This is a genomic window from Gordonia sp. Z-3 (assembly GCF_036233855.1).
Lineage (GTDB): Bacteria > Actinomycetota > Actinomycetes > Mycobacteriales > Mycobacteriaceae > Gordonia > Gordonia tangerina.
The window spans coordinates 386,609-398,712 of sequence record NZ_JAZARS010000001.1 but is presented as its reverse complement, the minus strand read 5'-3'; the positions used below and the strand labels follow the sequence as shown (position 1 = coordinate 398,712).

Here is a 12,104-nt window from a genome sequence, read left to right as displayed (position 1 = left end):
CCCTTGCCGTCTTACTCGACTCGGATGGATGCATGAGCGACGAGTTGTTCGAACACGAGACCACGACCGAGATGACGCGCGAAGAAGCCGCACAACGTCTGCGCGACCTCGCCGATGCGATTTCGCGCCACAACGAGGTCTCCTACGTCGAGAACAACAAGACCGTGCGGGTCGACATCCCGCCGACGGTGCGGTTGACGGTCGAAATCGAGCGCGGCGACGAGTCCGAGATCGAAATCGAGATCTCGTGGTAGGTGTGGATGGCTGACCAACTCCGATCTGGTCACCGTCGGCGGCGCGGGTCGGGCACATAGGCCAAGACAGGGAGAAGCCCGCTTCGACGATGAAGCGGGCTTCTCCCTGTTTGTGGAGCTAAGGGGACTCGAACCCCTGACCCCCACACTGCCAGTGTGGTGCGCTACCAGCTGCGCCATAGCCCCGTCTTCTGTTGTTCACCCCGTTTCAAGGGCAAAGGCGAAATTACACCATCGCTCCGACTCCGACCAAATCGCCTGGACGGCTACCTGGGACCGGAGTCACCGACCTCAGCCCTGCTCGTTCAGCAGCTGGTCCAGCCAGCCCGTGCCGTCCATGATGCCGTTCACCGGCTCGCCGCCGGACAGCACCGTCGGCGTGGCCACCTGCCCGCCGGTGGCCTTCGCCAGCTGGTTCCGCGACTGTTCGGAGGCCTCCGTCGCCTCGGTCACCCTGGCGCCGTCCGCGACACACTGCTGGGTCTGTGGTGAGGCACCCTGCGCGCCCGCCAGCCGAGCCATGTCCGCGTTGCTGAGGTCGCTGTCCCCGCCTTCTTCCGGTTGATTGGTGAACAGCGCAGTGTGGAATTTCTCGAAGACTTCTTTGTCCTCTCCGGTGCCGACGCATTGGGCGGCCCCGGCGGCCCGCGTCGAGTAGTCGCCGGATGCCGACCTGTCGTCGAGGAAGGTGAGCATGTGGTACCGAACCCGCAGCGACCCGTTGTTGATCGCCTCGGTGATGGCGGTGCCCGACTGCTCCTCGAACTCCTGACAGACCGGGCACATGAAGTCCTCGAACACGTCGATCGTCTGCGGAGCCGAGGGCTCGCCGATGATCAGTGCGGCGTTCTCGCTGAGCACCGCCTCGTCGACGCCGCCGCCGTCGTCTTGACTGTTGTTCCACACCAAACCGCCGACGATGAGGGCCACGATGATCGCCACCGCCACCCCACCGAGGATGTACGTGGTGCGGCTCGACGTCGCGCTCGGCTGGTACTTCGAGTTCGCCGTCGAGGATTTCGGTTTGCGCTTGTCGCTCACCATGCCGACTCTAATGCGGCAGCGATAAGAGCTGTCTGAGTTGGTTCGAGGACTGCGTTGAGCACGCGGCGGTGACGCTCAAACCAGTACCGAGTCGACCAGTTCCTGGGCTTGCGCCTGCACCGTCGCGAGGTGATCGGCGCCCTTGAACGACTCCGCGTAGATCTTGTAGACGTCCTCGGTGCCCGACGGGCGAGCGGCGAACCACGCGTTCTCCGTGGTCACCTTGAGTCCCCCGATCGGCGCCCCGTTCCCCGGCGCCTCGGTGAGGACGGCCGTGATCGGTTCGCCGGCAAGTTCGGTCGCGCTGACCTGATCGGCGGACAGCTTCCCGAGAAGTGCCTTCTGTGCCCGTGAGGCCGGCGCGTCGACGCGGGCGTAGGCGCTTTCGCCGTAGCGGTCGGCCAGTTCCCGATAGCGCTGCGACGGTGTCTTGCCGGTCGTCGCGAGCATCTCCGATGCCAACAGCGCCAGGATGATCCCGTCCTTGTCGGTCGACCACGGCTTGCCGTCGAAGGTGAGGAACGATGCGCCCGCGCTCTCCTCGCCGCCGAAAGCGATGCTGCCGTCGAGCAGCCCGTCGACGAACCACTTGAAGCCGACGGGGACCTCGAGCAGTTTGCGGTCGATCCCGGCGACGACCCGGTCGATCAACGACGAGCTGACCAGTGTCTTGCCCACCGCCGCCTGCGCACCCCAACCCGGGCGGTGTGTGAACAGGTAGTCGATCGCCACCGCCAGATAGTGATTCGGATTCATCAATCCGCCATCGGGGGTCACGATGCCGTGACGGTCGGAGTCGGCGTCGTTGCCGGTGGCGATGTCGTAGCGCTCACGCGCCGAGATCAGCGACGCCATCGCGTTCGGCGAGGAGCAGTCCATCCTGATCTTGCCGTCGGTGTCCAGCGTCATGAACCGGAACGTCGGATCGACCGTCGGGTTCACCACGGTCAGGTTCGTCAGGTTGTACCGGAACCCGATCTCGGCCCAGTAGCCGACCGACGCGCCACCCAACGGATCGGCACCGATGTGGATGCCGGCATCGCGGATGGCCGACATGTCGACCACCTCCTGTAAGTGATCGACATAGGTTGCGGTGTACGGATATTCGCGGATGAACTCGCTGGTGCGGGCACGTTCGAACGGAATCCGGTTGACGCCGGAGAGATTGTCGGCGAGCAGTTCGTTGGCACGGCGCGCCACCACTGAGGTGATGCTCGTGTCGGCCGGCCCACCGCTGGGTGGGTTGTATTTGAACCCACCGTCGCGCGGCGGGTTGTGCGACGGGGTGACGACGATGCCATCGGCAAGCACACCGGGGTTGGCCTGGTTGAACCGGAGGATGGCGAAACTCACTGCCGGGGTGGGCGTGAACTTCTCGTTCTCGGCGATGTAAACGGTGACCTCGTTGGCGGTGAGTACCTCGAGTGCGCTGCGCCACGCCGGAATCGAAAGCGCATGGGTGTCGAAGCCGATGAACAACGGCCCGGTGATCCCCGCCGATCGACGGTACTCCACGATCGCCTGCGTGGTGGCCAGGATGTGGGCTTCGTTGAACGCCCCGTCGAGGCTGGACCCACGATGACCCGAGGTGCCGAACACCACCTGCTGCATCGGATCGTCGGGGTCGGGCACCCGGTCGTAGTAGGCCCGCTCGACCGCGGCGACGTCGATCAGGTCCTCGGGGAGCGCCGGTGTTCCTGCTCTCGGATGTGCCATGCCGCAATTCTGCCATCGGAACCGATCCGAACGTCGGCATCGTACGAATGATTACTGTGGGCACCGACTCAGCAGGCCCGCCCCAGAGCCCGGACACAGGAGGATCGTCTGGCATGCACGTCGTCGAGGCACGCACCGTCGCACAGGTGCGCCCACCGGCCACCCGGTCGTCCGCCAGAGCCGGCAGCTCGTCGTGCTGAAACGTGATCCGGCGACGTCAGGTTCGGACCGCACCGAGCTGGTGGTCCTGGTGTTGCCGGGCGGAACGGACCGCAGCTACCGGCCGTTCAGCCCACGCCAGCCGTCAGCGCTGCGGATGTACCCGTTCACGTGGTCGATCCGGGCGCGCTTTCGCAACCGGGTACGTGTGCACCAGGTGCGCTACCGCTTCTTCGGATGGAACGGCGCACAGAACTGTCCGGTCCACGACGCCCGCAAGGCACTCGACGATCTGACGCGCGAGCATCCGGGCGTACCGGTGGTCCTCGTCGGCCACTCGATGGGCGGACGGGTGGGTGCGCACCTCGCGGCCGACAGCCGAGTCGTCGGACTGCTCGCACTGGCACCGTGGTGGCAGCATGCCGATTGGCGTCACATCCGCGACGGCGTCCGGGTGGTCGCGGTACACGGCACCGATGACACTCGGACCTTCGCGCGCCGGACCGAGCGAGGTGTGCACGAACTCGACGAACGCGGGGTGGACGCCACCTTCGTCCCCGTGCCCGACGGTAAGCACGCGATGCTCGATCACATCGGTCTCTGGCAGAACGCCGCCCTCGATTTCGTCAGCACCGTCCTGCGCGCACATCACCCCTAGCCCGCGCTGCCAAACAGCGCCCACTCGACGCGAAAGGCCCTCAACGCGCCCACAAACAAAACCCAAGAAAAGCACGAGACCCCCGACCAGGCGGTCGGGGGTCTCGTCGGTGGAGCTGCCGGGAATTGAACCCGGGTCCTCCGTCGCTTCGGTAGGGCTTCTCCGTGTGCAGTTCGCTATGCCTCTACTTGGATCTCCCGGTCACGCGAACAAGCCGAGATGACGATCCCAGTCGCTGTTTGATGTCCCGCTGCCGTCCGCGACCGACGACAGCGGTGAGCTCCCTGAGATGATGCCGGCATCCGGGTGCGGGAGCAGACCCGGGCCGACAGACTAGCCTCGCTGATCAGGCAGCGAGTGCGTAGTCGCGCTGATTCTTATCGGCGCTTAATTGGTTGCTACGACGCTTAACGGTGGTCTCTAGCCTGCACCGACACGCTTCCCCTACCTCGACGCACGCAGTCGAAACCGATCAGCCCCGAGGTAGCACCCGCCGAATTTCGACGAGCACTTCAGTCTAACAACGGCTGCCGACGGTTTCATCCCGGTATCGCCTCAGTGGTGGAAGTGCGACCCCGTGCCCTCCCGCGGCATCGGCGACTCCAGGTTGTCGAGGAAGGCGATCTCGCTCTCGATGTCCCGCAACAGCGCGGCACCGAGATCACGACTCAAACCCGCCCGCACCACGATGCGCTGCAACGTCATGTCGGCGAGGTCATCGGCCATCGGGTAGGCCGGCACCAGCCACCCCTTCATCCGCAATCGGTCCGACAGATCGTAGAGCGTCCACTTGTCGGTATAACCGGGCTTGAGCTTCCACGCGAACACCGGGATGGTGTCACCCTTGCTGACGAGGTCGAACGGCCCCATGTCGCCGATTGCCGCGGACAGATACTGCGCGACGTCGAGCGACTCCTGTTGCACCTGCCGATATCCCTCACGACCCAACCGCAGAAAGTTGTAGTACTGCAACAACACCTGCGCACCGGGCCTCGAGAAGTTCAGCGCGAGCGTTGGCATGTCGCCGCCGAGATAGCTGCAGTGGAACACCATGCTCTCCGGCAACGCCGCGGCATCGCGCCACACGATCCAGCCCAGCCCCGGATACACGAGACCGTATTTGTGGCCGGAGGTGTTGATCGACACCACCCGCGGCACGCGGAAGTCCCACTCCAGATCGGGCTGGCAGAACGGCGCGATCATGGCGCCGGATGCACCGTCGACATGGATCTTGATGTCCAGGCCCGTCGACGCCTGGATCTCGTCGAGTTTCGCCGAGATCTCTTTCACCGGCTCATACAACCCGTTGTAGGTCACCCCGACGATCGCTACCACGCCGATTGTGTTCTCATCCACGTACTTCTCGAGTTCGTGGCCGTCGAAGACGAAATGCTCCTCGCTCACCGGCACCCACCGCGGCTCCACCTCGAAGTAGTTGAGGAACTTCTCCCAGCACACCTGAACGGCGGTCGACAGCACCAGATTCGGTTTCTCGATCGACTTGCCTTCGGCTTTGCGGCGCGTCTGCCAATGCCGCTTGAGCGCCAGGCCACCCAGCATCGCCGCCTCCGACGACCCGATCGTCGACGTCCCGATCGAGTTCTCCACGTCTGGCACATTCCACAGATCGGCGATGATCCGCCAACACCGATCCTCGATCGCGGCGGTCTGCGGATACTCGTCCTTGTCGATCATGTTCTTGTCGTAGGTCTCGGCGTAGAGTCGACGCGCCTCGTCGTCCATCCAGGTCGACACGAAGGTCGCGAGGTTCAGCCGCGCGTTGCCGTCGAGCATGGCCTCGTCGTGCACGATCTGGTATGCCGTCTCGGGCAGACTCATCTGGTCGGGAATCGTGAACTTCGGCAGCTCGGTGGATTCACCGGGGCGGACGAACACCGGGTTGAGGGTGAGGTTCGCGCCGATATTGGTCGTGTGCCGGGCATTGGTGTGTTTGCGGTCGGTCATCGTCAGCTCCTGAGGGTGGCGAAATCGATGAGTCTGCGTGTGTCGACGCGGGTCCACAGTGCCCTGACCTCGCGGCCACATCGGATCATATCGACAACGCCGCGCCCACCGGCTGTTTCGGACAACCGGCGAGGCGTCAGGCGATCTGCAGCAGCACGGTGTCGTTGACCGCGACGTCGACGGTCAGTTCCCCGTTGGCCGCCTGGTATCGCCGACCGGTCCACGCATCGACGGCGCTGACGGTGGCGTCGCCGACCAGACCGAGACTTCCCAGTGAGACCGACATGGCGCGCGGATGATCGGCCCGGTTGGTCAACGAGACGACGAGCCCCTTGTCACCGATGGCGCGGGCCCAGATCTCCGCGTCGTCGTCGACCGGCGCGCCGGCGCTGACCCGATCGTCTTGATCGATCACGATGACCGCGCGGTTGCCCAGCAGGTCGAGCGTCTGCGTCGACATCCGCGTGAGATCGTTACCGGCGATGAGCGGCGCCGCCATCATCGCCCACATCGACATCTGCGTACGCTGCTGGGCCAGGGTGAGGCCGGGGTTGCCGTCCACGCCCACGACGAGCATGTCGGGATCGTTGAACGCCGACGGCCCGACCCGGGACGCGAGCGGCGCCACGGCGTCGACGATGTCGATCACGCCCTGCGCGCCGGAATCGTCGGCGTTGGTCGACCACACAGGGGTGATGTCATTGGTGACGCGGGTCATGGTCGCGACGCCACCCCAATCGAATTCGGCTCCCGGAACCGATTCCGCGACGCCACTGTTGGGGTTGATGCTGTACACCATGGGTCGCCCGGTGTCGCGGATCGCGTCGCGCATCGCGGTGAACGCCGACACCTGGTCGTCATGGTCGGCATTGCTCGAGCACCAGTCGTATTTCAGATAGTCGACCTGCCAGTCGGCGAAGGTCTGGGCGTCGCGGCCCTCGTGGCCGCGACTACCGGTGGCACCCGGGTAGGTACCCAGGAATTGGGTGCAGGTCTTGTCGTCGGCGCCGGCGTACAACCCGAACTTCAGCCCGCGGTCGTGCAGATACTGTCCGAGTGCCGCCATCCCGGACGGGAATCGACGCGGATCGGCCTGCAGCGACCCGTCGTCGGCGCGCTCAGGCGCGGCCCAGCAGTCGTCGACGACGACGTAGCGATACCCGGCGTCACGTAGCCCGGTCACCACCAGCGCGTCGGCCTGCTCGCGGACGATCTGTTCGGTGATATTGCAGCCGAAGGTGTTCCAACTGTTCCACCCCATCGGCGGGGTCACCGGCACACCGTCGATGGCGACTCCGTCACCGCCGATGCGGCCCTCCGGATCGGGGGTGCAGGCGAGGAGACCGAGCATCGCCATCACTACCACAAGCGCGAGTACGACGATGTGGCGACGACGTGGCGACAGGGCCTCGGGCTCCGGATCTCGGGGCACCTTTCACATCCCTTTGACGCGCCGACCGATCTCGCGCTCCACCTCACGCTGCGCCGTCCGGCGCGCGATGTCGTGGCGCTTGTCGTGGGCCTGCTTGCCGCGGGCGAGTGCCAGTTCCACCTTGACCTTGCCGTCGTTGAAGTACATCGACAGCGGCACCAACGTGAGATTGCCGTCGCGGATCTTGCCGATCAGGTTGTCGATCTCACGGCGGTGCAACAGCAGTTTCCGGTTGCGACGCGGAGCGTGGTTGGTCCACGACCCGCTGCCGTATTCGGGGATGTGCACGGCGCGCAGCCAGATCTCGCCGTCGTCGACGGTCGCGAAGGCATCGGCAAGCGATGCCTTGCCACCGCGCAGACTCTTGACCTCGGTCCCCAACAACGCGATACCCGCCTCGTAGGTGTCAAGGATGGTGTAGTTGTGACGCGCCTTGCGGTTGGTCGCGATCACGTTGCGACCCTTCTCCTTCGCCATTCCTGCACCTCCTCCTCGTCCCTATCTCTCCTGCCGATCTCGCCGGCCCCGATCATTCGCGCACATAAACCCGCAGTGTCACATACGAGGTGACACCCGACAGCAGGATTCCGGCCAGGATCAGCCACGGCGACACGAACAGCACGTCGGAGATCCCGATGCGGGCCAGGATGTTCACACCGTACAGATCGCGTAGGGCGTTGTCGAAGAAGAAAACCTTGGCCGCGAACAACCCACCGATCGCGAGGAACGCACCCACCAGCGCGGCGACCACCGCCTCGAGCAGGAACGGCAACTGCGTGTACCAGCGGGTGGCACCGACCAGGCGCATGATCGACACCTCGGTGCGGCGGGTGAACGCCGCGATCTGCACGGTGTTCACGATCAACAGGATCGCCGCCACCGCCAAGACCAGGGCGACCGCGAACGCGGCGTTCCGGGTTCCGTCGAGCACGCTGAAGATGCGCTGCACCAGCTCGCGTTGGTCGAGTGCGCCGTCGACACCGAGATCCTTGCGGTCCTTGTACTTGTCGAGCACCGCGCCGAACTGGGCCGGGTCGGACATCCGTACCTTGAGCGACGCAGGGATGGTGCCCTCGCGGATGTTGTTGGCGATGTCGGGATTGTCCTTGAAGGTCTGTTTGGCGGCCTCGAACGCCTCCTCACGGTCGATGAAGGTGACCGACCCGACGCCCGGCTCGTTCTCGATGTCGGTACGTAGCTCCGCACACGGCGACTCCTGGCAGTTCGGGTCGGCGTCGGAGACGGCGTCGTTGACGAAGAACTGCATCTCGACTCGGTCCAGGAAGATCTGCTGACTTTTGTCGGCCATCTGGATGACCAGCAGGCCACCGCCGAACATGCCCAGGGTGATCGCCGTGGTGAGGATCATGGCGATGGTCATGGTGACGTTGCGTCGGAAACCGTTCAGGACCTCGCTGATGATGAAGTTCGCTCGCATGGGTCTGTGCGCAGTCCTTACCGAAGTCGATGGTGCGAGAGTCGAGGTGCGGGCATTGCCGCGCACGGGGCCGGGCGCGGCAGCGGCGGTCAGCCGATGCCGTACACCCCTTGCGGATCGTTGCGGACCAGGTGGCCGTTGTCGAACTCGAGCACCCGTCGGCGCATGGCGTCGACGATGTGCCGGTCGTGGGTCGCCATGATCACCGTCGTGCCACGCCGGTTCACCCGGTCGAGGACGTCGACGATCTCCTCACTGGTCTCCGGATCGAGGTTTCCGGTCGGTTCGTCGGCGAGCAGCAGCAACGGCCGATTGACGATGGCCCGCGCGATCGCGACACGCTGCATCTCACCGCCGGACAGCTCGTTGGGCATGCGGTCGGCTTTGCCGGACAGTCCGACGTAGTCGAGGACCTCTGGGACGATGCGCCGAGTCGTCGACGGTGACTTGCCGATCACCTCCAACGCGAACGCGACATTGTCGGCCACCGACTTCTGTTGCAGCAGTCGGAAGTCCTGGAAGACGCAGCCGATTGATTGTCGCAGCTTGGGCACCATCCGCCCCTTGAGCGTGTTGACGTGGAAATCTCCCACGTACACCTCGCCCGAGGTGGGCTTGTCCTCTTTCAGGAGCAACCGGAAGAAGGTCGACTTTCCCGAACCCGACGGACCGATCAAAAAGGCGAACTCCCCCTTGTCGACCTCGAGGGTGAGGTCGGTCAAGGCGGGCCGACTGGACGCCTTGTACTTCATCGTGACGTTCTCCAGCTTGATCACGAGAAGCCAGTGTAGCCACGGCCGCTGAGTTCTCCGCTCAGGTTCGGCGCGGCCAGGTCGCGGCTGGTCAGCGCTGCGGAACTGTAGTGGTCTCCGGCGTGCGGCCGAAATTCGGGATCACCACACCGGGTAGTCCCGGCACGGTGCTGCGCGTCTGGGTCCCCGTATCGCCGGTGCCCGAGCCCGGTTCGGGCTCTGTGTCACCATCGGGGCCGTCCACCGAGTCGGTTGTCGTGGTGGTGGTGGTGGTGAGCGAGGTACTCGACGGGGTCGAGGACCAGCTCGGCTCAGGGGTGACGGTGGTGGACACCGACGTGCGGGCCGGTGCAGCGGGCGGCTGGACCACCCCGTAGCGCTGCGAGGTGTAGCCGTACAGGATGCTCGAGCCGAGGAACGCGATCAGCAGAACCGCGGTGCTCGTTCGCAGGCGGGTCTTGTAGACGTGTCCCCAGTCCCGGAAGCGTTCCGGGATGATGGGGCGGGGCTCGTCGGCGCCATCTCGCTTGCCTCCCGGATCGGTCCCCGCACCGTCGCGCGTCGCGGGCTCTTTCTCGGATTCGTCGTCGGGCCGATCAGCCATTGCGATCACGCCCCTTGCCGGCCTCGTCGGCCATCGTCGCGGGCGGTCCGCCGCCGGCCTGGACACCCACGGGTGCGACGGTGATGCCCTCGCTTGCTAGCGCGCGCACGATGTCAATGCGCAACGCCCGGCTGACGTCGAACTGTTTGCCGGGTAGCGTGCGGGCGACCATCCGGACCGTGATCGAGTCGAGTTCGAGGTCGATGACGCCGAGCGGTGACGGCGAGTCGAGCAGGAGATCGTGCCAGCGTGGTTGCTCGTAGAATGCATCTCCGACGCGGTCGAGGACCTCGTTGACCATCGCGATGTCCGCGTCGGCCGGCACGGGCACGTCGACCACGGCGCGCGCCCAATCCTTGGACAGGTTGGTGGCCTTGACGATCTGCCCGTTGGGCACCGTGATGACCTCACCCTCGGAGGTACGTAGTTTGGTGACGCGCAGCGTGACATCCTCGACCGTGCCCTCGGCCTGACCGTTGGCCGACACGGTGAGAACCACCACGTCGCCGTACCCGTACTGCTTCTCGGCGACGACGAAGAATCCGGCGAGGATGTCCTGCACGATGCGCTGCGCACCGAAGCCCAGCGCCGCACCGAGCACGGCACCCGGTCCCGCCAGGCCGGTGATGGGTACCCCGAAGATCACCATGATGCGCACGATCACGATGATCGCGACGATCACGATGAGCGTCCACGCCACCACATCCACCAGTGCGCGCCGATGTTTGGCGTCCTCGGTCTGGACGATGAGGTCACTGGAGTCAAATTGGGTCTTGAGCCGGGCGGCATAGCCGTCGGCACCCCACCGGATGCACCGGATGACGAGCAGTCCACCGAGAATCCAGATGAGGATCTCCAGACCGTCGGTGGCTGCCCAGACATAGAAGCGCCCGAGCACCGCTTCGGTTGCGCCGGGAGCGAATGCCAACGGCGTCACAACGGCCGCCATGTCAGGCGTCGGCAGCAGCCATACGCCAGCGGATACCGGCTTCGATGAACTTGTCGATCTCCCCGTCGAGGATGGCGGTGGGGTTGTTGTCCTCCACGTTGGTGCGCAGGTCCTTCACCATCTGATACGGATGCAACACGTACGAACGCATCTGATTCCCCCAGCTCGAGCCACCGTCGCCCTTGAGCGCATCGAGTTCTGCGCGCTCCTCCTGGCGCTTACGTTCGAGAAGTTTGGCCTGCAGCACGCGCATGGCCGACGCCTTGTTCTGCAGCTGACTCTTCTCGTTCTGACAGGTTACGACGATGCCGGTGGGTATGTGGGTCAGCCGGACCGCGGAGTCGGTGGTGTTGACAGACTGACCACCGGGGCCCGAGGAGCGATACACGTCGACCTTCACGTCGTTCTCGTCGACGTCGATGTGGTCGGTCGTCTCGACCACGGGGAGCACCTCGACCTCGGCGAATGACGTCTGCCGGCGGCCCTGGTTGTCGAACGGGCTGATGCGCACCAGCCGGTGGGTGCCCTGCTCCACCGAGAGCGTGCCATACATGTACGGCGCCTTCACCGTGAAGGTGGCGCTCTTGATGCCGGCTTCTTCGGCGTAGGAGGTGTCGTAGACCTCCACTCCGTAGTTGTGCTTCTCGGCCCAGCGGATGTACATCCGCATCAGCATCTGCGCCCAGTCCGCCGCGTCGACGCCACCGGCACCGGATCGGATGTTGACCAACGCGTCACGTTGGTCGTACTCGCCGGCCAGCATTGTCTTGACCTCCATGGCCTCGACGTCGGCCTTCAGTGACGCCCGCTCGGCGTCCGCATCGGCCAGCGCGGCGGTCTGGTCGTCACCCTCCTCGGCCTCCGCCAGCTCGTAGTGCACCGGCAGGTCGTCGAGCCGCTGACGCAACTCGGTGACCCGTCGATACTCCGTCTGGGCGTGCGAGAGCTCGCTGGTCACCCGCTGCGCGTGGTCCTGGTCGTTCCACAGGTCTGGATCGGAGGCCTGCATCTCCAGCTCGTCGATCCGACGGCGCAGCTCGTCGAGGTCGAGCACCTTCTCGACCGTGGTCAAGATGGTGCCGATGGATTCGAGGTCTGCGGTTACGTCGGGATGCACGGTCATCAAGACTACC

12 protein-coding genes, 1 tRNA gene and 1 other RNA gene are annotated in these 12,104 nt (G+C 65.1%); 2 read left to right on the top strand and 12 right to left on the bottom strand.

Translation table 11 applies throughout. The annotated features are described in order from the left end of the window. Positions 1-32 precede the first annotated feature (32 nt). Positions 33-254: an amphi-Trp domain-containing protein gene (locus VX037_RS01770; protein WP_287015500.1), complete on the top strand. Its 222-nt coding sequence runs from the start codon at positions 33-35 to the stop codon at positions 252-254. Between the two features lie 113 nt (positions 255-367). Here VX037_RS01770 and VX037_RS01765 read toward each other — a convergent pair. From VX037_RS01765 to pgm, 3 genes are all read right to left on the bottom strand, one after another. Beyond that, positions 368-440 (bottom strand) — tRNA-Ala (locus tag VX037_RS01765). A 105-nt stretch (positions 441-545) separates the two neighbouring features. Continuing rightward, entirely contained in the window at positions 546-1,295 is a 750-nt protein-coding gene (locus tag VX037_RS01760; protein ID WP_235724621.1) for a DsbA family protein, read from the bottom strand. A gap of 78 nt (positions 1,296-1,373) precedes the next feature. Continuing rightward, a complete protein-coding gene (pgm, locus tag VX037_RS01755; RefSeq protein ID WP_328713002.1) occupies positions 1,374-3,014 on the bottom strand; it encodes a phosphoglucomutase (alpha-D-glucose-1,6-bisphosphate-dependent) in 1,641 nt (546 codons plus the stop codon). A gap of 193 nt (positions 3,015-3,207) precedes the next feature. On the opposite strand from pgm, the gene VX037_RS01750 reads away from it, so the two are divergent. Continuing rightward, entirely contained in the window at positions 3,208-3,831 is a 624-nt protein-coding gene (locus VX037_RS01750) for an alpha/beta hydrolase (RefSeq protein WP_328712999.1), read from the top strand. Between the two features lie 107 nt (positions 3,832-3,938). Here the strand turns inward: VX037_RS01750 and ssrA are convergent. From ssrA to prfB, 9 genes are all read right to left on the bottom strand, one after another. Further along, positions 3,939-4,311, bottom strand: a transfer-messenger RNA (tmRNA) gene (gene ssrA, locus VX037_RS01745). Positions 4,312-4,386: 75 nt separating this feature from the next. Further along, positions 4,387-5,796 carry a glutamate decarboxylase gene (locus tag VX037_RS01740; protein ID WP_287017040.1) on the bottom strand — a complete coding sequence of 470 codons (1,410 nt, stop codon included), beginning with the start codon at positions 5,794-5,796 and terminating at the stop codon, positions 4,387-4,389. 136 nt (positions 5,797-5,932) lie between these two features. Beyond that, positions 5,933-7,153 carry a glycoside hydrolase family 27 protein gene (locus tag VX037_RS01735; protein WP_266063404.1) on the bottom strand — a complete coding sequence of 407 codons (1,221 nt, stop codon included), beginning with the start codon at positions 7,151-7,153 and terminating at the stop codon, positions 5,933-5,935. A 78-nt stretch (positions 7,154-7,231) separates the two neighbouring features. Beyond that, positions 7,232-7,705, bottom strand: a complete 474-nt coding sequence (gene smpB / locus VX037_RS01730; RefSeq protein WP_235724554.1) for an SsrA-binding protein SmpB — start codon at positions 7,703-7,705, stop codon at positions 7,232-7,234. Positions 7,706-7,757: 52 nt separating this feature from the next. Next, positions 7,758-8,666, bottom strand: coding sequence for a permease-like cell division protein FtsX (gene ftsX, locus VX037_RS01725; protein WP_235724555.1), 909 nt, complete (start codon positions 8,664-8,666; stop codon positions 7,758-7,760). 89 nt (positions 8,667-8,755) lie between these two features. Continuing rightward, entirely contained in the window at positions 8,756-9,442 is a 687-nt protein-coding gene (gene ftsE / locus VX037_RS01720) for a cell division ATP-binding protein FtsE (protein ID WP_235724556.1), read from the bottom strand. A gap of 67 nt (positions 9,443-9,509) precedes the next feature. Continuing rightward, positions 9,510-10,022 (bottom strand): hypothetical protein, encoded by a 513-nt coding sequence (locus VX037_RS01715; protein ID WP_235724557.1) that lies wholly within the window; start codon positions 10,020-10,022, stop codon positions 9,510-9,512. Further along, positions 10,015-10,971, bottom strand: a complete 957-nt coding sequence (locus VX037_RS01710; RefSeq protein ID WP_235724558.1) for a mechanosensitive ion channel family protein — start codon at positions 10,969-10,971, stop codon at positions 10,015-10,017. Before VX037_RS01710 ends, VX037_RS01715 begins: the two co-directional genes overlap by 8 nt. A gap of 1 nt (position 10,972) precedes the next feature. Beyond that, complete coding sequence (gene prfB, locus VX037_RS01705) at positions 10,973-12,088, bottom strand: peptide chain release factor 2 (protein ID WP_235724623.1); 1,116 nt, start codon at positions 12,086-12,088, stop codon at positions 10,973-10,975. Positions 12,089-12,104: the final 16 nt, after the last annotated feature.